Raw genomic sequence first — 21,257 nt, 5'->3', positions numbered from 1 at the left:
AGGTCCTGGCGATGGCCGCAGGCGATGATGCCAACCGCCACGTCGCCGGGAGAAGCGGCATAGGCGGTTTCTTCGCCGCGCGCTGGATGGGCGAAATCCCGCTGGGAAGGCTGTTCTGGCGCGACACGATCGTCGTCGGCACGGCGATCAACATCGCCGCGACTTTTGCCTCGCTCGGCCTGCTTGCCGCGAAGACGCCTCTCCTGATCGCGCTCGCCGTCCATTTCGGACCGCTGCCCTACAACCTCTTCCTGACCTTCGCCGTATGGCGCACCGCCGACCGTCGCGGCGGCTTGGCAGGGTTTTTCTACCAGACCCTATCCCTGCTCTGGCTGATCGCCGCGATCGTGATTTGAAGCCTTAACGGCCACTTTTGCCGCTGGCTTTGCCGAGTCAGACCGGTTGCGCGGCCTCGAAATTCAGCGCCACGCCGTTGATGCAGTAGCGCAGATAGGTCGGCGGCGGGCCGTCCTCGAAGACGTGGCCGAGGTGGCTGCCGCAGCGCGAGCAGTGGCACTCGGTGCGCACCATGCCGTAGCTGCGATCGACCGTGTTCTCGACCGCCCCCGGAACCGGGTCGTTGAAGCTCGGCCAGCCGGTGCCGCTCTCGAACTTCAGCTTGGATTCGAAGAGAGGCTGGTCGCAGCCGGCGCATTTGAACGTGCCGGCGCGCTTTTCATGAAGCAGCGCGCAACTGCCCGGCCGCTCGGTGCCGTGGTTGCGCATGACCGCATATTGTTCGGGGCTGAGCAGCGCGCGCCATTCGGCGTCGGTGCGGGTCACGGGATAGCTGTGGCTGTCCATTGCTGTCTCCTGCTCTTCGGTTTCGCCTGATGTAGGTTCCGACCGGCTCTGTTTTCAGGGCTTCTGGTCACCCTTCGGCTCATAATAATAGGGCGACTTCGGGTTGTCGAAACGGTCGGTATCAAACGCAGCTTCGATGTCTGGCGGTAGAGTGTCTCTCAAACGACGATAATAGCTTTCATGGATGACATGCAGCGCACCGCTGTTCTTGTTCCCTATGAACTCGGCAACGTCCTCGTGCGATTGCCAATGCAGCGGCTGGTGGAAAAAGCGGGCGAGTTCACCGAGGGTTTGGAAGGCGTACATCAAATCCCGTAACGGAACTGAAACGACCCGATCTTCCGGGATCGTGTCGAGCCCGTATTCGACCTGCTCCTCGACACTCGTGTAGCGATCCTTCGGCATCTCAATGCCTCCTCGACAGCTCTCTGGTCGCCGCCTCCAGCCCGGCCAGCGTCAGCGGATACATGCGGTCGGAAAATGCCTCGCGGATCAGCCCGATCGAATGTGTGTAGCCCCAGTGCTTGTGCGGCACCGGGTTCAGCCAGATGGCGTTCGGCCATTGCGCGAGCACGCGAGCCAGCCAGACGGCGCCGGCCTCCGGGTTCCAGTGCTCGACGGAGCCGCCTGCCATTGTGACCTCGTAAGGGCTCATCGAAGCATCGCCGACGAAGATCACCTTGTAGTCGTGGCCGTATTTGTGCAGCACGTCCAGCGTCGGGATCACCTCGGCGTGGCGCCGGCGGTTGTCCTTCCACACGCCCTCATAGAGGCAGTTGTGGAAATAGAAATATTCGAGCTGCCGGAACTCGACGCGCGCCGCGGAAAACAGTTCCTCGACGCTCCTGATGTGGTCGTCCATCGAGCCGCCGACATCGAAGAACATCAGGAGCTTCACCGCGTTGCGGCGTTCCGGCCGCGTCTTCACGTCGAGATAGCCATGCTCGGCGGTGGCGTGGATGGTGCCGGGCAGGTCGAGTTCCTCGACCGCCCCATCCCGAACCCACCGCCGCAGGCGCTTCAGCGCGACCTTGATGTTGCGGGTGCCAAGCTCGACGGAATCGTCGAAATTCCTGAACTCGCGCTTGTCCCACACCTTTACCGCGCGCCGGTTGCGGCTTTCGTGCTGGCCGATGCGCACGCCTTCGGGGTTGTAGCCATAGGCGCCGAAGGGCGAAGTGCCGGCCGTGCCGATCCATTTCGAACCGCCCTGGTGCCGGCCCTTCTGCTCCTCCAGCCGCTTCTTCAGCGTCTCCATCAGCTTTTCCCAGCCGCCCAGCGCCTCGACGAGTTTTTTCTCCTCGTCGGAAAGGTGCTTTTCGGCCAGCCGCCGCAGCCACTCCTCCGGAAGCGTCGCGACATCCATCGCCGCCTCGCCGGCCAGCGCCTCGACGCCCCTGAAGACATGGGCGAAAACCTGGTCGAAGCGGTCGATATGCCGCTCGTCCTTCACCAGCGCCGAGCGGGCAAGGTAATAAAATCCCTCGACGTCATAGTCGACGAGCCCCGTTTCCATACCCTCGAGCAAGGTCAGATATTCGCGCAGCGAGACGGGAACTTTCGCGGCTTTCAATTCAAGGAAGAAGGGAAGGAACATGGCTAGGCCTGCCCACCCTTCGCGGCCGGGACGCCGCCTCGTCCTGCAGACACCATTCGCGCAATCCAGAAGCCGGCCAGCATGGCGGGCACGAAGGCCAATGTGCCCGGCTGGCCAAGGCTGAGCGCCGTAAAGGCCGGACCGGGGCAGAAGCCGCCAATGCCCCAGCCGATCCCGAAGATCGCCGCACCGGCCAGCAGCCGGGCATCGACGGTGGTTCTTGTCGGCAGGTGGAAACCATCGGCCATCAGCGGCCGGTCGCGGCGCAGAACCACGCGATAGCCGACGAACGCGACAAGCACCGCGGCCCCCATCACGAAAGCCAGCGACGGATCCCAATTTCCCGCAAGATTCAGAAAATTCAGCACTTTCGCCGGATCCGCCATGCCGGACACAACGAGGCCGACACCGAACAGCAGACCGAGCAGCGCATTGACGACGAAGGACATGGCTCAGGCCCCAACGATGTGGCGGGCGACGAAAACGGTCGCGAAAGCTGTCGCCATAAACGTAACGACCGCCGCCAGCGACCTTGGCGAAAGCCGCGACAGGCCGCAGACGCCATGCCCGCTGGTGCAGCCGTTGCCGAGCACTGTACCGAAACCGACGAGCAGGCCGGCGACCGTCATCAGGGCAAGATTCGAGGACACGGTCTGGACAATCGGTGCGCCCGTCACCGCCGTCACCACGAACGGCGCGGCCACCATGCCCAGGACGAAACCGAACTGGCCGCCCGGCAGGCCGTTGCGGAAAGGCGGCAGGAGCCGCGATGCGATGCCGCTGACCCCGGCGATCCGGCCTTCCGCCAGCATCAGCAGGACGGCGGACAGGCCGATCAGCGCGCCGCCGGCCAGCGACGCCCAGGGTGTGAATTCAGTCATCGGCAAATCCTTCGCTGAACCATGAAATCGGCTGAAGGCGACAGCCTTCTGCGTCGCCTGGAAGTCGTTGGTCGCGACATGTTAACGGTGCCCCTCAATCTTCTCGCGTGCAGCACTTGCCAGAAAGGCCGATCGCGTGAGGCCGCGCCGCCTGGCCTCCTCGTCGATCGCGGCCAGAAGACCGGAATCAAGCGAGAGATTCGCGCGAACGGGACGGCCAGAATCCAAAAGCAGCGGGATTAGAACGGCGGATTCGCCGGCCCCGGTATCGATCTCTCCGCCGGACAGCAATTCCGCGACGTTCCGTGCAACCGGCATGGAATCGCTGGTGCCCAAAAAGGTTTCCGCCCACTCGCGCAACGCCGATGTGGCGTCGTTGATCGCCTCTTCGGGCGTGGAGCCGCCGCCGTGGCAGCCGGGGGCATCCGGGATGCGGACACCCCAGACCTCAGTCGCTCCGTCCAGAATGCCGACATAGTGGGTCATGTCTTTCCTCAAATCCATCCCGCGAGGCGCGCTATCGAACGCGCGACGCCCGGCGACTGCTCCCGATGGCGCGGCAACACGATGATGACACCGGGCCTGCCGGGATGCGTGTATTTGTCATGCTTGCCGCCGCCGACGTTGATCCAGCCATCCCGCAGAAGGAGAGACGCAATCTTTCTCGTGTTCGTCTCGACCTGAGGCAAGTCAACACCTCTTAAGTGCGCAATATATTGCGCAATAAGCGCCGATTCAACCGCGGGCCGTCAAAGCAAATCATACTCGATGAACCCCGTCCTTCTCGCCACGCGGTCGTAGAGTTTTCGCGCGGTGGCGTTGGTCTCGTGGGTCATCCAGTAGACGTTGGTGACGCCCTTTTTCGCCGCCGCCTCGCGGACCGCTGCGATCAGCGCCGCGCCGACGCCCTTGCCGCGGACGTCCGGGTCGGCGAACAGGTCCTGCAGATAGCAATTGTCGGCTTTCGCCCAGCAGGAGCGGTGGAAGAGATAATGCGTCAGTCCGACCGGCTTGCCGTCCAGCAGGGCGAGAAGCCCCTTGGGCTCGAATTCGCCCGCCTCGAACAGGCGGCGCCAGGTCAGCGCATAGACTTCATCGGACAGCGTCGTTTCATAGAAGGTGAGGTACGCTGTCCAGAGGCGGCGCCACTCGGCGTGGTCGGATTGCTGGAGCGGGCGGACGACGATTTCGGGCATTTTACTCGCGACCCTTCGCTGTTTGGGACTCCCGATATCCATACGCCACGGTGCCGGTCCCGGCGATGGCCCAGGCCCGAACTATCGTTGCCGCTGCCGGCGCGTGGGCGGCTTTACCCCTGCCTTCTGGCCATGAACGCCAGCCGCTCGAACAGGTGCACGTCCTGCTCGTTCTTCAGCAGCGCGCCGTGCAGTTTCGGCAGCATGTTCTTCGGGTCGGCGCGCAGATCCTCAGGCGCCACGTCGTCGGCCACCAGCAGCCTGATCCAGTCCAGCGCCTCGGAGGTCGAGGGTTTTTTCTTCAGCCCCGGCACCTCGCGGATCTCGTAGAACTGCGTGAGTGCGGCCCGCACGAGGTTCTGCTTGATGCCGGGATAATGCACGTCGACGATTTTTTGCAGCGTCCCGGCGTCGGGAAAGCGGATGTAGTGAAAGAAGCAGCGGCGCAGGAACGCGTCCGGCAGCTCCTTCTCGTTGTTCGAGGTGATGATGACGATAGGCCGCTGCCTTGCCGAGATCGTCTCGCCGGTCTCGTAGACGAAGAACTCCATGCGGTCGAGTTCCTGTAAAAGGTCGTTGGGGAACTCGATGTCGGCCTTGTCGATCTCGTCGATCAGCAGCACCACCTTGCGGTCGGCGGCGAAGGCCTCCCACAGTTTTCCCCGCTTGATGTAGTTGTGGATGTCGTTGAAGCGCGTGTCGCCGAGCTGGCTGTCGCGCAGCCGGCTCACCGCGTCATATTCGTAAAGGCCCTGCTGCGCCTTGGTGGTGGATTTCACATGCCATTCGATCAGGTCGAGGCCGAGGGCCGACGCCACCTGTCGCGCCAGCTCGGTCTTGCCGGTGCCGGGCTCGCCCTTGACCAGCAGCGGCCGCTCCAGCGCGATCGCCGCGTTGACGGCCACCATCAGATCCTTGTCGGCGACATAAGCCGCCGTTCCTTCGAAGCGCATGCTTGTTCCTTCCAGCCGGCCGTTCCAGACGGTGCATAAGTAGGGACGCGTCGGTGCGCAAGCCGCGCTTTGCCCAAGATCGCACTGGCGGGCGATAGCTAGCCAGCCTATATTCACTCCCGACGGTCTGTGCTTCGCGGCAGGAGAGACATTTTCCCCGGGGCCTTAACGATCCTTAGGGAGCTGTCCCTGGGGGGACCCGTGGGTCCTCTCATACGGCGCCCACCTACTTTGTAGGTCTCCGGGATCGACTTCTCCACCGGTTGTGTGGATCGTCACTCCTCCCGCCAGGGTTACCTCCGAGCCGGACTTGCCATCCGGCCCGCCGGCTGCCAGTAACCGGGCTGCTTCCACCCGGATCCCCCGATGCCGTTTTCCATCGCCACCTGGAACATCAATTCCGTCCGCCTGCGCATGCCGATCGTCGAGCGGCTGCTGACCGAATACGCGCCGGACGTGTTGTGTTTGCAGGAGACAAAATGCCCGGACGACCAGTTCCCGTCCGCCGCCTTCCGCAAGCTGGGTTACGAGCACATCGCGATCAGCGGCCAGAAAGGTTATCACGGCGTGGCGACGGTGGCGCGGCGGCCGATCGAGATCGTCGACCGGCGGCGTTTTTGCGACATGCAGGACTGCCGGCATATCTCCGTGCGTGTTCCGGCCGGCAACAAATCGCTGCTGCTGCATAATTTCTACGTACCGGCCGGCGGCGACGAGCCCGATCCGGCCGTCAACTGGAAGTTCAAGCACAAGCTCGATTTCGTCGCCGAGATGAACGCGGTGCGCGCCGAGGCCGGCGACGCTTCCGGCTCGGTGCTGGTCGGCGACCTCAACATCGCGCCGCTCGAGCATGACGTCTGGTCGCACAAGCAATTGCTCAACGTCGTCAGCCACACGCCGGTCGAGACCGAGAATTTCGAGGCGATGCGCAAGGCCGGCGACTGGATCGACCTGATGCGCCACAACATCCCTTACGAGCAGAAACTCTACACCTGGTGGAGCTATCGGGCCCAGGACTGGGAGGCGTCCGACCGCGGCCGCCGGCTCGACCATGTCTGGTCGTCATCCAACCTCGTGCCGGCCTTCCAGGGCTACGAAATCCTGCGCGCCGCCCGCGGCTGGGACCGGCCGTCCGACCATGTGCCGGTGATGGCGCGGTTCGATCTGGAATAGGCCAATGGCCTCCAGGGATGATCGGTGTTGAGTGCGTCCTTCGAGGCTCGCCCTTCAAAGTCTTCGCCGTATTTGAACGCCTTGCGGGCTCGCACCTTGTATTAGCGAGATTGTGTATTGTTTGGGTGCGAGCGATCCGACGGCCGGCGGTGCGGCCCGGGTGGCCACCCGGGCCGCACCGTCCCCTTCACGGAACACCCAAACAATACACAATCTCGCTAATACAAGGTGCGAGCCCACACGACGCTTGGGATAGGAGCGAAATCGTCAATGGGCGAGCCTCGAAGGACGCACAATCAATCGTTCGAGACATCAACCGGCTTGGCGCGCCCGGGAAAGCGCTTCCCACTCCGGCCGCAGCAGGGACATGATCACCTCGTCCCTGTGGGCGCCGCCGAAATAGGCGCTGCCGCGTGCGATGCCTTCCTGCACGAACCCCACACCCTCATAGGCGCGGTGAGCGCGCAGGTTTTCGGGAAAATGGCCGATCCATACCCTGTATGCATCGGTCTCCTCGAAGACCTTGCCGACGACCGACGCCAGCAGCCGCCTGCCCTGACCTTGTCCGGGCCGCGTTACGGCAAGCCGCCGGATCAGGGTGACGCGTTCAGGCGAGGCCCAATCGCGCAGGATGGCAAATCCGATCGGCTCGCCGTCTTCACGTCCGATGAAATGGGCGTGCGTTCCGTCGACCAAGGCCTGGCGATGGCGTAGCTCTTCCCAGCGTCCGACCACGGCGCCATAACCGTCAAGGCGCTCTGTCGCCATGACGAAGGAGATGTCGGCCTCGGTTGCGCGGGTGACTTCGAACTGCATGGGGCACGGCCCTTCCTGGGATAGCCGCTACCCGGAGAATCGCGGCGCCATTTCCTCGATCTGCTCTATGAGCGCCTGGAAATCCGCGTGGATGCGGCGGTAGAGGATGACAGCCGTGTCCGGATATTCTTCCAGAATGCGCCGGAACGTCCGGCGGCTCAGCCGCAACAGTTCGGAATCCGCGCCGGCCTCTGCGCTTGTCAGCCGGCGCGTGTCGGCGATCAGCGCGAGCTCGCCGATCATCGCCCCCGCCCCGGCACGGCCGATCGGCAGCCGGGCGTCGTCGCCCTCGCGGAACAGGCTGATCGAACCCACCACCACCACATAGGCGGCGTCAGCCTCGTCATCCTCCCGAAACAGTCTCCGGCCATTGGGAAGAGAGACCTGCTCGGCGCCGAAGGCCAGCAGGCGCAATTGTTCGGCCGTGAAGCCCTCGAACAGCCTCACGCCGGACAGGATGCGAATATCGTCATCCAGCGCCATCCAGTCCCCAGTTCCGACGGCCGGCTCTCCCCGAAGCGACCCCCACCGCCTCCACCGGTCAGGGAACCAGCTTGTAACCGCCGCTTTCTGTCACAAGAATTTCGGCATTGGAAGGATCGCGCTCGATCTTCTGGCGCAGGCGGTAGACATGGGTCTCCAGCGTGTGGGTGGTGACGCCCGAATTATAGCCCCACACCTCCTCGAGCAGGATGTCTCTGGTGACGACTTTTTCGCCGGCCCGGTAGAGGTATTTGATGATCGAGGCTTCCTTCTCGGTCAGCCGCACTTTTGCGCCCTTCTGGTCGAGCAGCAGCTTCTGGCTGGGCTTGAAGGTGTAAGGGCCGACGGAGAAGGTGGCGTCCTCGCTCTGCTCGTGCTGGCGAAGCTGCGCGCGGATGCGGGCGAGCAGCACAGCGAAGCGGAAGGGTTTCGTAACATAGTCGTTGGCGCCGGCTTCCAGCCCGAGGATCGTGTCCGAATCGGTGTCGTGGCCGGTCAGCATGATGATCGGCGCCTTGTAGCCGCCCTTGCGCAGCAGCTTCACCGCCTCGCGGCCGTCCATGTCGGGAAGGCCGACATCCATGATCAGAAGGTCGATCATGCCGCCACGCGCCGCGGCGACGCCCTTTGCGGCCGTCGCCTCCTGCAGCACGTCGAATTCCTCATAGAGCGAGAGCTGCTCCACCAGCGTGCTGCGAAGGTCGTCATCATCGTCGACGATCAGGATGGTGCGTGATGTCATGATCCAATCCGTTGTCCTGCAACCACAATTCGGTTGACCGCCGCCCCGTTTATGCGGAACCTCCGCCGACAAACAGCCTGGTCACGGTGATTTGTCGGCGCATGCGATCATACTCCAAAAAACGTGAGCGCAAGCAGTCATTTGGAACAGGTGCGTCGGGCCTGACGCGGCTCGTCGTCCGGCCACGTCCGGGCGTACCGACACAGGGCCTGTTACAGGCCGGCCAAAGCGTCTTTCCCTGCGCCCTGGGGCGCGGCGGCATTTCCGCCGACAAGCGCGAGGGCGACGGCGCGACGCCGCTGGGACCGATGCGGCTGCTCGGCGGCTATTTCCGCAACGACCATATCCGTATCGGCGGCACGCGACTGGTGATGGAGGCGATATCAGCCGATCTCGGCTGGTGCGAGGTGCCGGACGACCGCAACTACAACCGGCCCGTCAAGATGCCCTATGCGGCAAGCCACGAGACGATGCGGCGCTCCGACCCGCTCTACGATTATTGCATCGTGCTCGACTGGAACATCGTTCCGCGCCGCCGCGGACGCGGCAGCGCCATCTTCTTCCACCTCGCCCGGCCAGACTTTTCGCCGACGCAAGGCTGCGTGGCGGTGACGGCACGAGTCATGGCAAGGCTACTGCCGCATCTGTCGCGCGGCACGGTGCTAGAGGTGAGGCGCTGACAGGCAACTCGCTGCCCCGAACCCCCGTTTCGCGAGAATTTTCCGAATCTTCCCGGCAAAAGGCAATCGAAACAGGCCGATAGGTTTTTCGACGCGATGCGGGTGGCTTGCAACCTTCCGGCAGCCCGCTAAAGTCGCGAAAATTCCACCGATCCCGACAAAAGCAGCTTCTCAGGAGCGCGTCATGACCCGTCTGAAATTCGTACTGGCCGCGCTGGCGGCCCTTATGCTGTTTCCGCTCGCAGCCTTCGCCCAGGCGCTACCCGATCTCGGCGGCAAGAAAATCGTGATCGTCACCGAGAACGCCTATTTCCCGCTGCAGTTCGTCGACCCCAAGACGGGCAAGCCGGTCGGCTGGGAATATGATGCGATCGACGCGCTGTCGAAGAAGCTGAATTTCACTGCCGAATACCAGAACACCTCGTGGGACGCGATGATCCAGGCGGTGTCGGACAAGCAGTACGACATGGGCATGACCGGCATCACCATCAAGGACGACCGCAAGGAGAAGGTCGACTTCTCCGATCCCTACATGCTGTCCGAGATCTTCATGCTGGTGCGCGGCGATGAAAGCCGCTTTACCGACGCCAAGGGTTTTGCTGCCGACGAAAAGCTGCTGGTCGGCGCGCAGGCCGGCACCTCGCCCTTCTATGTCGCCGTCTACAACGTGCTCGACGGCAACGAGCAGAACCCGCGCATCAAGCTGATGGACACGTTCGCCTCGACGGTCGCCGCCCTGCAGGCCGGCGACGTCGACCTGGTGCTGACCGACAGTGCCGCCGGCAAGGCGCTGAGCGCCGCTTCCGGCGGCAAGCTTAAACTGATCGGCGAGCCGCTGCAGGCGGAGGAATTCGGCTTCATCTTCCCGAAGGGCTCCGACCTGGTCGCCCCGATCAATGCCGGCATAGCCGCGCTGAAGGCCGACGGCACGTTCGACCGCCTGACGCAAAAATGGTTCGTCGACTACAAGCCGTAAATCCCGCCGTATCGGCCGGATAGATAATCTTGGAGGAAATGCCAGCAGGCGGCATCGCAGCCGACCGGATTCGACCAGGCAGGACCGGAAAGCCGGATTTTCCGTACTGGCTGGTGGCACTCATCCTGATCGCGGTCGCCGCGGCGATCGCCATCGCCTCCAGCGACCTCTACAGCCAGATTTTCAGGACCGTGGCCCAGGGAACCTGGATCACCATCTATGTCACAATTGTGGGTTTCACACTCTCCTCGGCGCTGGGCCTGTGCCTAGCCCTGATGGCGCTGTCGGGCTCCATCTGGCTGAGACAGATCGCCCGTTTCTACACGGAACTCTGCCGGGGCATCCCGTTCCTCGTGCTTTTGTTCTGGATCGCCTTCGCCGGCGTGCCGGCCTTCGTCGCGCTGTGGAACGCCCTGATGACGCCGCTCAGGGAAGCCGGCGTCGTTGGCGAACTCTTGGTGCGCGACGTCTCGCTGCTGTGGCGGGCGATCATTGCGCTGACGATCGGCTACGGCGCCTTCATCGCCGAGGTTTTTCGCGCCGGCATCCAGTCCGTGGACTCCGGCCAGATCGAGGCGGCCAAGGCGCTCGGCCTGTCGCGCACCCAGCGTTTTCGCCTGATCGTCTTCCCGCAGGCCATGCGCACCATCCTGCCACCGCTCGGCAACGATTTTGTCACCATGGTCAAGGACTCGTCCTTCGTCTCGGTGCTGGGCGTCGCCGACATCACCCAGATGGGGAAGATTTACTCGGCCGGCTCGTTCCGCTTCTTCGAGACCTATTCGATCGTCGCCTACATCTACCTGCTGCTGACCGTCAGCCTGTCGCTGCTGCTGCGGGCACTGGAGCAGAGGATGCGGCGGGCGCAGCAACGATAGAGTTTTACGCGAAACAAAAAAGGGTTGCGGCAAACCGCGGATGCGGAAAAACGACGGCGCGACCGGCGTTTTGGCGGCCGAAACGAAGCGATTCACCTCCTTCCGGCGGCTATCGCGCCGTAACGAGTTGAAATCGCTCCATATTACGGACTTCACACAGTGGCGGGCATAACGGCCAGTTTCCAGCGGGCCGAGGCCAAGGCATTGATCTTGAAGCAGTTTTATTCGCCCGCCTTACCATGGTCGAAATCGGCGGTATGCACAAGGCGGCCCATCAGGCAGACGACGACCAGCAGGCCCGAAAGCGCCACGAAGATCATCGAGAAGCCGCCGGTGTGCTCCGCGGTGAAACCGATGGCCGAGGGCGCCAAAAGGATGCCCGAATAGCCCATCGTCGTCACTACGCTCATGCCCGTCGTCGAGGCCATGCCCGGCTGGTTGCCGCCGGCGGAAAAGATGATCGGCACGACGTTTGCGATGCCGATGCCGGACAGCGCAAAGGCGGCAATCACCAGCCACGGTTCCGAGGACAGGCCGGCAATCAGCATGCCGGCCGCCGCGATCAGGCTCGACACCCGCAGCGTGTTGACCGCGCCGAAGCGGTTGCGCACGGCGTCGCCGAGGAACCGCATGAGCGCCATGGCGCCGGCGAACAGGCCGAAGGCAAAGCCGGCGGTGGCGAGGTCGGCGCCGCGCTCCTGCTGGAGATAAAGCGCCGCCCAGTCTAGCACTGCGCCTTCCGGGATCATCGAAAAAAGCGCCATAAGACCAACGAGATAGACGGTCGGTGATTTCGGCAGTGCGAATTTGTGATGCTCGTGGGTGGCCGGCGCCTTGTCGGCGATGACATTGCGGTAACAGATCGCCAGCACCGCAAGGGCGATCAGCGTCACGCCGATGGCGTGGCTGAGATGGCCGTAATTCTGGATGATCAGCCCGCCGGCGCCGCCGCCGAAGAAGCCGCCAAGGCTCCAGAAGGCGTGCGAGGACGACATGATAGCGCGCGACATGTGCCGCTCCACCGCCACCGCGTTGGCGTTCATGGCGACGTCCATGCCGCCGATCAGACCGCCGAACAGGAACATGGCGACGGCTGCTACCGGTACGTTCGGCGCCAGCGCCACGCCCAGCAGACCGAAGGCCGCAACGATGCCGAAGCCGCGCACCACCTTCTGCGACCCATGGTGCGACATCAGGTATCCCGACCACGGCATGGCGGTGACAGCGCCGAGGCCGAACAGCAGGATGAGCAGGCCCAGCGTGAATTCGGTGATGCCAAGTCTTGTCAGGAACACCGGAATCTGCGGCGCCCAGCTGCCGGACAGGAAGCCGTTCATGAAGAAAAGCCCGGCGATCGCCCACCTGTGCCGCTGACCCGTGTGGATCATATTCGAAGCGTCCATGTCGACCCCGTTCGGCCGGTTGCGAAGCGCGCGAACCTAAATCGGTTTAATCGCCTGTCAAGCAGGGCGCTTGCGGAATGACTTGGGCCAACGCCGGCACTCTCTACCGTTACCGTCGCAAAAAAGAACCCGGCCGGAGCCGGGTTCAAGCTAGGGCGGCCCTTGCCGCCCGACGGGATGGAAATTATCCGGCGCGGCGGACCGCGCCGGGAACTCCGCTTAAGAGTGGTAGGCCACTTCGCCGTGCGAGGTGAGGTCGAGACCCTCGCGCTCGGCTTCCGGGGTCGGACGCAGGCCGAAGATGGCGTCGACGATCTTGTAGAGGATCGCCGAGATGATGCCGCTCCAGAGGATCGTGATGACCACGGCGGTGAGCTGGGTCATGAACTGGCTGCCCATCGTGGCCTCTGCGGGGAAACCCGTGCCGCCAAGCGTCGCGGACGTCAGGATGCCGGTGGCCAGCGCGCCGATGATGCCGCCGACGCCATGGACACCGAACACGTCGAGCGAGTCGTCGTAGCCGAGCTTCGACTTCACCGAGGTGACGAAGTAGTAGCAGACCGGCGAGACGACGAGGCCGAGCACGATCGCACCCACCGGGCCGATGGTGCCGCAGGCAGGCGTGATGGCGACGAGGCCGGCGACCATGCCGGAAGCCGCGCCCAGCATCGAGGCCTTGCCGCGGGCAAGCGATTCGACCGCCGACCAGGAGATGACCGCGGCCGCTGTGGCAACGAAGGTGTTCATCATGGCAAGCGCCGCACCCGAGGTTGCCTCAAGGTTGGAACCGGCGTTGAAGCCGAACCAGCCGACCCAGAGCATGGCGGCGCCAACCATGGTCAGCGTCATGGAGTGCGGAGCCATGTTGTCCTTGCCGAAGCCCGTGCGCTTGCCGACCAGGATACAACCGACCAGAGCGGCGATGCCGGCATTGATGTGGACGACGGTGCCGCCGGCGAAGTCGATGGCGCCCATCTTGAAGATGTAGCCATTGGCGTCCCAGACCATGTGGGCGATCGGGAAATAGACGAAGGTGACCCACAGGATGACGAACAGAACCACCGAACGGAAGCGGATGCGCTCGGCGAAGGCGCCTATGATCAGCGCCGGCGTGATCGCCGCGAAGGTCATCTGGAAGCAGATGAACACATATTCAGGCAGGACGACGCCAGCGGTGAAGGTGGCCGCCGTCGTGTCCTTGGTGACACCGGACAGGAAGACCTTTCCGAGGCCGCCCCAGAACGGGCTGGTGCCGCCGCCAAAGGCGATCGAATAGCCCCAGAGCACCCAGACGATCATCACGACGGAAGCAATCATCGTGCACTGCATGAGCACGGAAAGCATGTTCTTGGCACGCACGAGGCCGCCGTAAAACAGGGCGAGACCGGGGATGGTCATGAACAGCACGAGGGCACTGGAGGTCATCATCCAGGCGACGTCGCCCTTGTCGATGACGTCGGCTGGCGCGGCAGGCGCCGCGGCGGCGGCCTCGGCAGCGGCAGGTGCGGCTTCCTGCGCGAAGACGGCGAGCGTGCCCAGCGCGCACAACGCCGCCGCGCTCAAAAGGGTGGTGCGCGCCACCGGCGCTATTTTGTTCAGAAAGGTCATTGATATCTCCATGATGCCTGGTGGCGTGCTTACAGCGCGTCGGTGTCGGTCTCGCCGGTGCGGATGCGCACCGCCTGGTCGATCGCGTAGACGAAGACCTTGCCGTCGCCGATCTGCCCGGTCTTGGCTGCCGCGGAGATGGCCTCGACGGTCTTGTCGACCATGTCCGTGCCGACCGCGACTTCGATCTTGATCTTCGGCAGGAAGCTCACCGCGTATTCCGCGCCACGGTAGATTTCCGTGTGACCCTTTTGACGCCCGTAGCCTTTGACTTCGGTGACGGTCAGGCCCTGTATCCCGACGGCGGTGAGCGCTTCGCGCACCTCGTCAAGCTTGAACGGCTTGATGATAGCCATCACGATTTTCATAAGGTTTCACCCTCTGCTGGTTGCGGGTCCCCCGCGTTTCGTGCCTCGGCCGGCTGCCGCAGGGCATCCGATGAGTGCAAAGGGCAATTCAAGCTCCGTGCCAGTTGCGGCGCGCAGCGTTAACCTGTTGGAAATCAATGGAATCGCCACAGTTCGGACGCAATGCCTTCGCAGGCGCAGCATTGCGTCCGCCTAAATAATAGGCAAAAACCGAAAAATGCCTATTCGGCGGGCGATCATCGCAGGCGGATGAGGCCTTCCTGTGCCACAGAAGCGATCAATCTGCCGCCGCGCGAGTACAGTGCGCCGCGGGTGAAGCCGCGCGCGCCGCCAGCCGAGGGGCTGTCCTGCGTATAAAGCAGCCATCCGTCGAGCGGATCATCGCGGTGGAACCACATGGCGTGGTCGAGGCTCGCCGCCTGCAGGTCGCGGTCGAAGACGGCGCGGCCATGCGCAAAGGTCGAGGTGTCGAGCAGCGTCATGTCGGAGAGGTAGGCGAGGATGGCGGAGCGCACCGCCCGGTCCGCGGGCACGGGACCGGTGGTGCGGATCCAGATGTGCTGCGTCGGCGGCAGCTTTTCCCGGCTGGTATAATGCTCGAGGATGACCGGCCGGATCTCCAGCGGCCGCTCACGCGCCCAGTAGCGCCGCACGCCCTCGGGAACGGCGTCGCCATAGTCGCGAAGAATCTCGGCCGGCGTCTTGAGCGTTTCAGGGCCGGGAACGTCGGCCGGCATCGGAATCTGGTGATCGAGGCCATCTTCGTCGACCTGGAAAGAAGCTTCCAGGGAAAATATCGTCTCGCCATGCTGGATCGCAGCGACGCGCCGCGTCGTGAAGGAGCCGCCGTCGCGGGTCCGCTCGACCTCGTAGACGACAGGTGCTGCGGTGTCGCCTGGGCGGATGAAATAGCCGTGCAGCGAATGGATGTAGCGGTCGGGTTGCACCGTGTGCCGAGCCGCCACCAGCGCCTGCGCAATGGTCTGTCCGCCGAACACGCGCTGCCAGCTCTCCTTGGGGCTGCGACCCCGATAGAGGTTGTGTTCGAGCTTCTCCAGGTCGAGAATGGAGAGAAGCTCTTGCATGGCGGACGACATCGGCGTCTCCGGAACGATTTCCGGACACCGGTTGCACCGGGAGCGGCAGACAAGTCAAGCGGCGATGGATCGCTCCAGCGATCGCGCCGAAAAGGCAAGGAGGCGGCAATGCCTGGCAAGACAACAGACGAAACGCCGGCCCTCGACATTCTTGTGGCGGGCGCGGGTTATGTCGGCCTGGCGGTCGCCGTGTCGATCCGCCAGGCACGGCCGAACCTGTCGGTCGCCGTGGTCGATGCGGCGCCTTCCGGCGCATGGGAACGCGACGGCCGCGCCTCGGCGATTGCCGCCGCTGCCTGCCGCATGCTTGGCCAACTCGGCTGCTGGGACGAGATCGCCGAGAAGGCGCAGCCGATCACCGACATGATTGTCACCGATTCGCGCACCAGCGATCCGGTGCGCCCGGTGTTCCTGACCTTCGGCGGCGACGTTGGCACCGGCGAGCCCTTCGCCCACATGGTCGCCAACAAGGTGCTGAGCGGCAGCCTGCGCCGCCGCGCCGCCGAACTCGGCATCGACATCATCGAAGGCATTGCCGTCGAGGGCTTCGAGACCGGCGGCGGCCGGGCGCTGGTGCATCTGGCCGACGGCGTGACGCTGCGCACCCGCCTGCTCGTCGCCGCAGATGGGGTGAAGTCAAGACTGCGTGACATGGCCGGCATCAAGACCGTGCACTGGGACTATGGCCAGTCCGGCATCGTCTGCACCGTGGCGCATGAAAGGCCGCATGGCGGTCGCGCGGAAGAGCACTTTTTGCCGGCCGGCCCTTTCGCCATCCTGCCGCTGCATCCGGGCGAGGACGGCAGCAACCGTTCTTCCATCGTCTGGACCGAGCGCACCGCAGACGCGGAACGGCTGGTCGCCTCCGACGAACTGCTGTTCGAAACGGAACTGGAACTGCGCTTCGGGCTGAAGCTGGGGGAAATCCGCGTCGAGGGCAAGCCCCGCGCCTGGCCACTCGGGCTGACGCTGGCCCGCGATTTCGTGAAACCGCGCATCGCGCTGGCCGGCGACGCCGCGCACGGCATCCATCCGATAGCCGGCCAGGGCCTCAATCTCGGCTTCAAGGATGCGGCCGCCCTCGCCGAGACGATTGTCGAAGCCGACCGCCTCGGCCAAGATTTCGGCGCACTCGACGTGTTGGAGCGTTACCAGCAGTGGCGGCGCTTCGACACGGTGCAGATGGGCATCACCACCGACGTGCTGAACCGCCTTTTCTCCAACGATTTCGCACCGCTACGCGCGGTGCGCGACATCGGCCTCGGCCTCGTCGACCGCGTGCCGCGCCTGAAGGATTATTTCATCCGCCAGGCATCCGGCCTAACCGGCGGAACGCCAAGGCTGTTGCGCGGCGAGGGAATCTAGAAATCCCAAGGTGAAATGAGGTCGAGGCTGGTGGTTTGGAAGTGTGACACGTTGCGCGTCGCCAGGCGACCGCCGTTCACGCGTGCAATCGCTGCGATCATGCCATCGGGAGCCGACATGCCGGCTCCCCGCCGTGAAGCAGTTCCCATGATCTCCCCATAGGCCATCGCCGCCTCCTCGGTCAGACCGAATATGCGGTCGGCGAACCTCCGTCGCCATTCGGCAAGTCCTTGTTCCAGCCGTGCAGCCCGTTGGTCAGGAACAATCTTCTGAATCCCGAAAGCCACTTCCGCGATCGTCACTGTCGGCAACGCCAGTTCCGCGTCGTGGCGCGTCAGCCATGACATCACCGCAGGGTCGGGCGACCGGCGCAAGGTCTCCGAGAGAACGTTGGTATCGACGAAAATCAAAGGTCGGGGCCTGGGTTGACGCTTCGGGCGGCCTGAATGACGGCTTCCACATCGATATCGGTTCCATAGGCCGCGGACAGGCGCGCGTAAAAGGACGCGGCGGGCTCCCGGCCCGCTTCGCGAACCTCATAAGATTCCAGTGCCCTTTCAACGATGTCGGCGATCGAGCGGTTCTCTCGCCGCGCCAAGCGATGGGCGAGATCGCGCGCCTTTGCGCTACGAACGGAAAGCTGGGGTTCGGCCATGGAAAACCTTCCTCGCTGTCGAAAGGATCATGATAGAGAGCGACTTCCGCGACATCAAGATGGCTTGAGACGGCAAGATGGCCCATTGTCTGGCGTCGGCCTCGTCGATCGTCTGCCGCGATCGATTTTACCTGCCAGGCGTCCGAGCCGACCGGCGGAACGCCAAGGCTGTTGCGCGGCGAGGGGATTTGACCCTCAGCCCTTCGGCTGTTCCAAGTCCGGATCGCCATGGAACGAGATGCCGCGCACCTCGATGAAGCCCGTCTTCGCCAATGGGCTCATGCCGGCCAGTTCGACGGCTTCATCCATGCTCCCGGCTTCGATCAGGATGAAACCGATGAGTTGCTCCTTGGTCTCGGCGAACGGCCCATCCGTGACATGGCGCTTCTTCGCCCGCACCCGCACGGTCCTGGCGCTGTGCGGAAGCTTCAGCGGGCGCGCCATGACGATCTTGCCCTCTTTCTCAAGCCGCTCGTCATAGGCCGCGGCCTCGCGCTGCATCGTCTCGATCTCGGACGCCGACATGCGCTGGAAGACTGTTTCGTCGTGATAGACGAGGCAAATATATTGCATTCTCTTCTCCCTCTCCAAAGGCGCGGGCTCCCGCCGTATTGATAAGGACGCTTCGAAGCCGGAGCGGCCGACGTTTTGCCTCAGGATTATTCTACGCGGCAAACCCTCATCGGCGGATTGTCACGCATCGCCGCAATCGATAAGTCCTGCCGCATGTCACTTGAGTCTGTCCGTGCCTTCTTCGCCGAAAATGCCCCCGACATCGAAATCATCGTCACCGAGCAGAGTTCGGCGACGGTGCAGCTTGCGGCGGAGGCGCACGGCGTGGAGCCGGCGCAGATCGCCAAGACGATCTGCCTGCGGGCCGGCGACAAGGTCATGCTGGTCGTCGCCGGCGGGCTGGCGCGGCTGGACAATCGAAAATTCAAGGACCGGTTCGGCGGCAAGCCGCGCATGCTGGACGCGCAGGAGGTCGTCGCCGCCACCAGCCATCCGGTCGGCGGAGTCTGTCCGTTCGGGCTGCCTTCGCCGCTGCCGGTCTATTGCGACGCGTCGCTGAAAAGTTTCGACAAGGTGGTCCCCGCCGCGGGGGCGACCAACGCGGCGGTCAGGCTTTCGCCGGCCCGCCTTGCGGCGCTTGTCGGCGCGGAATGGGTCGACGTCTGCCAGTAGCCGGCGGCAAAGGCGTAGGTAAAGGCCAAGCGAAGGGGATAAAAACACCCCAGGCCGGAGTGTCAGCTCAGCGAGTCGATCTTGCGCTGCATGGCTGCGATCTGTTCCTTGAGTTCCGACAGGTCGTCGGCCTTGTCGGAGGTCTCCTTCTTCGCCGGCTCCGGCGCGACGGCACCCGGCACGCCGGTCGGGAACGGCGTGAACATCCGCATGGCGTTCTGGAACATCTCCATGTTGCGGCGCGTCTGCTCTTCCAGCGCCTTGATCGGTGTCGCCATCTTCATAACGTCGACCGGCGTCTTGCCCAGCGCCGCCTTCATCTGCTCGCGAAAGCGCTCCTGCTCCTTGGCGAAGGCGCCCATCGACTGTTCAAGGAAGCTCGGCACGATCATCTGCATCTGGTCGCCATAATAGGAGATGAGTTGCCGCAGGAACGGTATCGGCAGCATGTTCTGCCCGTCCTTGTTCTCCAGCTCGAAGATGATCTGCGTCAGCACCGGATGGGTGATGTCGTCGCCGGTCTTTGCGTCCTGCACGGTAAAATCCTCGCCGCGCTTCACCATGCCGGCGAGGTCCTCCAGCGTCACGTACGTGCTTGTGCCTGTATTGTAGAGGCGGCGGTTCGCGTATTTCTTGATGACGACGGGTTCGTCCTTCGCGGCCATCAACATCCTCCCGGGCGCACCGCCGCAGGGTAAGCGGCCGGTAACGATTGCGCGTCCGAGGGAGGATACGCGCAAAACCGTCACAATTCCAAGCGGTTTGTGCGGTGCGGGATTCCGCGGCGGGCCATGCCGGGGAAAAATGCTGCGCAGCAGTTGCGCAACATGAATGCCGGTTCGTGCCGTGCATGGCAGCCCGCCGATTTTCAGGTTTGACTCGTCCGCGCGACAAGGCCACATAAAGTCCAGGCAAACAGGGCGGCAAAGCCGTCACCAAGGTCTGGAGAAGCAAGAATGTCCGATGCCATCGTCGTCGCCAGCGCTGCCCGCACGCCGGTCGGTTCGTTCAACGGCGCCTTCGCCGCCACCCCCGCGCATGACCTCGGCAGCGTCGTGGTCAGGGAAGTGCTGGCGCGCGCCGGCGTCGAGGCCGACGAAGTCGACGAGGTGATCCTCGGCCAGGTGCTCACCGCCGGCCAGGGCCAGAACCCGGCGCGGCAGGCGGCGATAAACGCCGGCGTGCCGAAGGAGGCCACCGCTTGGGGCCTTAACCAGGTCTGCGGCTCCGGCCTGCGCGCCATCGCGCTCGGCATGCAGCAGATCGCCTCGGGCGACGCCAGGATCATCATAGCCGGCGGCCAGGAATCCATGTCGCTTTCGGCCCACTGCCAGCACCTGCGCGCCGGCACCAAGATGGGCGACCTGAAGCTGATCGACACGATGATCAAGGACGGGCTGTGGGACGCCTTCAACGGCTACCACATGGGCAACACCGCCGAAAACGTCGCGAAGCAGTTCCAGATCACCCGCGACGCCCAGGACCAGTTCGCGCTCGCCTCGCAGAACAAGGCCGAGGCCGCCCAGAAGGCCGGAAAGTTCAAGGACGAGATCGTCGCCGTAACCATCAAGGGCCGCAAGGGCGACACCATCGTCGACGCCGACGAATACATTCGCCACGGCGCGACGCTGGACGCCATGCAGAAGCTGAAGCCGGCCTTCGACAAGGACGGCACGGTGACCGCCGCCAACGCTTCCGGGCTGAATGACGGCGCAGCCGCCACGCTGCTGATGACCGAGGCCGAAGCGGCGCGCCGCGGCATCACCCCGCTGGTGCGCATTGTCTCGTGGGCAACCGCCGGCGTCGACCCCTCGGTGATGGGCACCGGCCCGATCCCGGCCTCGCAGAAGGCGCTGGAAAAGGCCGGTTGGACGGTCGGCGACCTCGACCTCGTCGAAGCCAACGAGGCTTTCGCCGCGCAGGCCTGCGCGGTCAACAAGGGCATGGGCTGGAACCCGGACATCGTCAACGTCAACGGCGGCGCGATCGCCATCGGCCACCCGATCGGCGCATCCGGCGCCCGCGTCTTCAACACGCTGGTCTTCGAGATGCGCCGCCGCGGCGCCAAGAAGGGTCTCGCCACGCTGTGCATTGGCGGCGGCATGGGTGTGGCGATGTGTGTCGAGGCGATGAATTGACCCGGGGCGAATGGCGCGCGTAATCCAATTCGCTGAAGCCACGGAGCGATATCGCTGTCGTGTCTGTGGCCTCAACCACTATCCCGACGAGCCTTGGGGAACTGACGGCGATTCCCCGACATATATTATTTGCGATTGCTGCGGCGTTGAGTTCGGCTATGGCGATACCCACCAGTGGAATTGCGCGGCCATTCGAAAGCACTGGGTCGAAGTAGAAAATTGCCGATGGTCGTCGCCGAAATTGTGCCCGCCTGACTGG

At 64.0% G+C, this 21,257-nt stretch carries 28 protein-coding genes and 1 other RNA gene; 9 read left to right on the top strand and 20 right to left on the bottom strand.

Annotated features, from left to right (window positions below; genetic code table 11):
- Window positions 1-11 precede the first annotated feature (11 nt).
- On the top strand, window positions 12-356 hold the full coding sequence (locus ACSBOB_RS03355; protein WP_442581056.1) for a hypothetical protein: 345 nt from the start codon (window positions 12-14) through the stop codon (window positions 354-356).
- 37 nt (window positions 357-393) lie between these two features.
- Here the strand turns inward: ACSBOB_RS03355 and msrB are convergent, their stop codons facing one another.
- The 9 genes from msrB to ACSBOB_RS03310 form a co-directional block, all read right to left on the bottom strand.
- Entirely contained in the window at window positions 394-804 is a 411-nt protein-coding gene (gene msrB, locus ACSBOB_RS03350; protein ID WP_442581055.1) for a peptide-methionine (R)-S-oxide reductase MsrB, read from the bottom strand.
- Window positions 805-858: 54 nt separating this feature from the next.
- On the bottom strand, window positions 859-1,209 hold the full coding sequence (locus tag ACSBOB_RS03345) for a hypothetical protein (protein WP_442581054.1): 351 nt from the start codon (window positions 1,207-1,209) through the stop codon (window positions 859-861).
- A 1-nt stretch (window position 1,210) separates the two neighbouring features.
- Complete coding sequence (locus ACSBOB_RS03340) at window positions 1,211-2,401, bottom strand: vWA domain-containing protein (protein WP_442581053.1); 1,191 nt, start codon at window positions 2,399-2,401, stop codon at window positions 1,211-1,213.
- A gap of 2 nt (window positions 2,402-2,403) precedes the next feature.
- Window positions 2,404-2,850 carry a DUF6691 family protein gene (locus ACSBOB_RS03335; RefSeq protein ID WP_442581052.1) on the bottom strand — a complete coding sequence of 149 codons (447 nt, stop codon included), beginning with the start codon at window positions 2,848-2,850 and terminating at the stop codon, window positions 2,404-2,406.
- A 3-nt stretch (window positions 2,851-2,853) separates the two neighbouring features.
- Window positions 2,854-3,282 carry a YeeE/YedE family protein gene (locus ACSBOB_RS03330; RefSeq protein WP_442581051.1) on the bottom strand — a complete coding sequence of 143 codons (429 nt, stop codon included), beginning with the start codon at window positions 3,280-3,282 and terminating at the stop codon, window positions 2,854-2,856.
- An 81-nt stretch (window positions 3,283-3,363) separates the two neighbouring features.
- Window positions 3,364-3,768 carry a type II toxin-antitoxin system HicB family antitoxin gene (locus ACSBOB_RS03325; RefSeq protein ID WP_442581050.1) on the bottom strand — a complete coding sequence of 135 codons (405 nt, stop codon included), beginning with the start codon at window positions 3,766-3,768 and terminating at the stop codon, window positions 3,364-3,366.
- 8 nt (window positions 3,769-3,776) lie between these two features.
- Entirely contained in the window at window positions 3,777-3,971 is a 195-nt protein-coding gene (locus ACSBOB_RS03320) for a type II toxin-antitoxin system HicA family toxin (RefSeq protein WP_442581049.1), read from the bottom strand.
- A gap of 60 nt (window positions 3,972-4,031) precedes the next feature.
- Window positions 4,032-4,478, bottom strand: a complete 447-nt coding sequence (locus ACSBOB_RS03315; RefSeq protein ID WP_442581048.1) for a GNAT family N-acetyltransferase — start codon at window positions 4,476-4,478, stop codon at window positions 4,032-4,034.
- A gap of 113 nt (window positions 4,479-4,591) precedes the next feature.
- Window positions 4,592-5,431, bottom strand: coding sequence for an AAA family ATPase (locus ACSBOB_RS03310; protein ID WP_442581047.1), 840 nt, complete (start codon window positions 5,429-5,431; stop codon window positions 4,592-4,594).
- A gap of 121 nt (window positions 5,432-5,552) precedes the next feature.
- Here ACSBOB_RS03310 and ssrS point away from each other — a divergent pair.
- Window positions 5,553-5,709, top strand: a non-coding RNA gene (gene ssrS, locus ACSBOB_RS03305) — 6S RNA.
- 88 nt (window positions 5,710-5,797) lie between these two features.
- Window positions 5,798-6,604: an exodeoxyribonuclease III gene (locus ACSBOB_RS03300; RefSeq protein WP_442581046.1), complete on the top strand. Its 807-nt coding sequence runs from the start codon at window positions 5,798-5,800 to the stop codon at window positions 6,602-6,604.
- A 312-nt stretch (window positions 6,605-6,916) separates the two neighbouring features.
- On the opposite strand, the gene ACSBOB_RS03295 is transcribed toward ACSBOB_RS03300, so the two are convergent.
- The 3 genes from ACSBOB_RS03295 to ACSBOB_RS03285 are packed head-to-tail and all read right to left on the bottom strand — an operon-like array spanning window position 6,917 to window position 8,645.
- Window positions 6,917-7,420, bottom strand: a complete 504-nt coding sequence (locus ACSBOB_RS03295) for a GNAT family N-acetyltransferase (RefSeq protein ID WP_442581045.1) — start codon at window positions 7,418-7,420, stop codon at window positions 6,917-6,919.
- A 27-nt stretch (window positions 7,421-7,447) separates the two neighbouring features.
- Entirely contained in the window at window positions 7,448-7,903 is a 456-nt protein-coding gene (locus ACSBOB_RS03290) for a cyclic nucleotide-binding domain-containing protein (protein WP_442581044.1), read from the bottom strand.
- A 58-nt stretch (window positions 7,904-7,961) separates the two neighbouring features.
- A complete protein-coding gene (locus tag ACSBOB_RS03285) occupies window positions 7,962-8,645 on the bottom strand; it encodes a response regulator transcription factor (RefSeq protein WP_442581043.1) in 684 nt (227 codons plus the stop codon).
- A gap of 101 nt (window positions 8,646-8,746) precedes the next feature.
- On the opposite strand from ACSBOB_RS03285, the gene ACSBOB_RS03280 reads away from it, so the two are divergent.
- From ACSBOB_RS03280 to ACSBOB_RS03270, 3 genes are all read left to right on the top strand, one after another.
- Window positions 8,747-9,325, top strand: a complete 579-nt coding sequence (locus ACSBOB_RS03280; RefSeq protein ID WP_442581042.1) for a L,D-transpeptidase family protein — start codon at window positions 8,747-8,749, stop codon at window positions 9,323-9,325.
- Window positions 9,326-9,509: 184 nt separating this feature from the next.
- A complete protein-coding gene (locus ACSBOB_RS03275; protein ID WP_442581041.1) occupies window positions 9,510-10,301 on the top strand; it encodes a transporter substrate-binding domain-containing protein in 792 nt (263 codons plus the stop codon).
- A gap of 38 nt (window positions 10,302-10,339) precedes the next feature.
- Window positions 10,340-11,179 (top strand): amino acid ABC transporter permease, encoded by an 840-nt coding sequence (locus ACSBOB_RS03270; protein WP_442581040.1) that lies wholly within the window; start codon window positions 10,340-10,342, stop codon window positions 11,177-11,179.
- Window positions 11,180-11,400: 221 nt separating this feature from the next.
- Here ACSBOB_RS03270 and ACSBOB_RS03265 read toward each other — a convergent pair whose 3' ends face one another.
- The 4 genes from ACSBOB_RS03265 to ACSBOB_RS03250 form a co-directional block, all read right to left on the bottom strand.
- Complete coding sequence (locus ACSBOB_RS03265) at window positions 11,401-12,582, bottom strand: MFS transporter (RefSeq protein WP_442581039.1); 1,182 nt, start codon at window positions 12,580-12,582, stop codon at window positions 11,401-11,403.
- Between the two features lie 219 nt (window positions 12,583-12,801).
- Window positions 12,802-14,190: an ammonium transporter gene (locus tag ACSBOB_RS03260; RefSeq protein ID WP_442581038.1), complete on the bottom strand. Its 1,389-nt coding sequence runs from the start codon at window positions 14,188-14,190 to the stop codon at window positions 12,802-12,804.
- 29 nt (window positions 14,191-14,219) lie between these two features.
- A complete protein-coding gene (locus tag ACSBOB_RS03255; protein WP_442581037.1) occupies window positions 14,220-14,558 on the bottom strand; it encodes a P-II family nitrogen regulator in 339 nt (112 codons plus the stop codon).
- Between the two features lie 236 nt (window positions 14,559-14,794).
- Window positions 14,795-15,655 (bottom strand): acyl-CoA thioesterase, encoded by an 861-nt coding sequence (locus ACSBOB_RS03250; RefSeq protein ID WP_442581036.1) that lies wholly within the window; start codon window positions 15,653-15,655, stop codon window positions 14,795-14,797.
- A 108-nt stretch (window positions 15,656-15,763) separates the two neighbouring features.
- On the opposite strand from ACSBOB_RS03250, the gene ACSBOB_RS03245 reads away from it, so the two are divergent.
- Window positions 15,764-17,020, top strand: a complete 1,257-nt coding sequence (locus ACSBOB_RS03245) for a ubiquinone biosynthesis hydroxylase (protein WP_442581035.1) — start codon at window positions 15,764-15,766, stop codon at window positions 17,018-17,020.
- Here the strand turns inward: ACSBOB_RS03245 and ACSBOB_RS03240 are convergent.
- The 3 genes from ACSBOB_RS03240 to ACSBOB_RS03230 form a co-directional block, all read right to left on the bottom strand.
- Window positions 17,017-17,430: a type II toxin-antitoxin system VapC family toxin gene (locus ACSBOB_RS03240; protein WP_442581034.1), complete on the bottom strand. Its 414-nt coding sequence runs from the start codon at window positions 17,428-17,430 to the stop codon at window positions 17,017-17,019. The genes ACSBOB_RS03245 and ACSBOB_RS03240 overlap by 4 nt on opposite strands.
- Entirely contained in the window at window positions 17,427-17,675 is a 249-nt protein-coding gene (locus tag ACSBOB_RS03235; protein ID WP_442581033.1) for a plasmid stabilization protein, read from the bottom strand. Before ACSBOB_RS03235 ends, ACSBOB_RS03240 begins: the two co-directional genes overlap by 4 nt.
- A gap of 195 nt (window positions 17,676-17,870) precedes the next feature.
- Entirely contained in the window at window positions 17,871-18,248 is a 378-nt protein-coding gene (locus tag ACSBOB_RS03230) for a YciI family protein (protein ID WP_442581032.1), read from the bottom strand.
- A gap of 153 nt (window positions 18,249-18,401) precedes the next feature.
- On the opposite strand from ACSBOB_RS03230, the gene ACSBOB_RS03225 reads away from it, so the two are divergent.
- Window positions 18,402-18,860 carry a YbaK/EbsC family protein gene (locus ACSBOB_RS03225; protein WP_442581031.1) on the top strand — a complete coding sequence of 153 codons (459 nt, stop codon included), beginning with the start codon at window positions 18,402-18,404 and terminating at the stop codon, window positions 18,858-18,860.
- A 62-nt stretch (window positions 18,861-18,922) separates the two neighbouring features.
- Here the strand turns inward: ACSBOB_RS03225 and phaR are convergent, their stop codons facing one another.
- Window positions 18,923-19,525, bottom strand: a complete 603-nt coding sequence (phaR, locus tag ACSBOB_RS03220) for a polyhydroxyalkanoate synthesis repressor PhaR (RefSeq protein WP_442581030.1) — start codon at window positions 19,523-19,525, stop codon at window positions 18,923-18,925.
- A 291-nt stretch (window positions 19,526-19,816) separates the two neighbouring features.
- Here phaR and ACSBOB_RS03215 point away from each other — a divergent pair, with 291 nt between their 5' ends.
- The gene (locus tag ACSBOB_RS03215; RefSeq protein WP_442581029.1) at window positions 19,817-20,998 is read left to right on the top strand and encodes an acetyl-CoA C-acetyltransferase; all 1,182 of its coding nucleotides are present in this window, start codon (window positions 19,817-19,819) and stop codon (window positions 20,996-20,998) included.
- The last annotated feature ends 259 nt before the right edge of the window (window positions 20,999-21,257 follow it).

This window comes from Mesorhizobium sp. KACC 23794, from assembly GCF_052180275.1.
Classification (GTDB): domain Bacteria; phylum Pseudomonadota; class Alphaproteobacteria; order Rhizobiales; family Rhizobiaceae; genus Kumtagia.
Note: the sequence above shows the minus strand (reverse complement) of the source record. Positions and strands in the feature narration are given on the sequence as shown.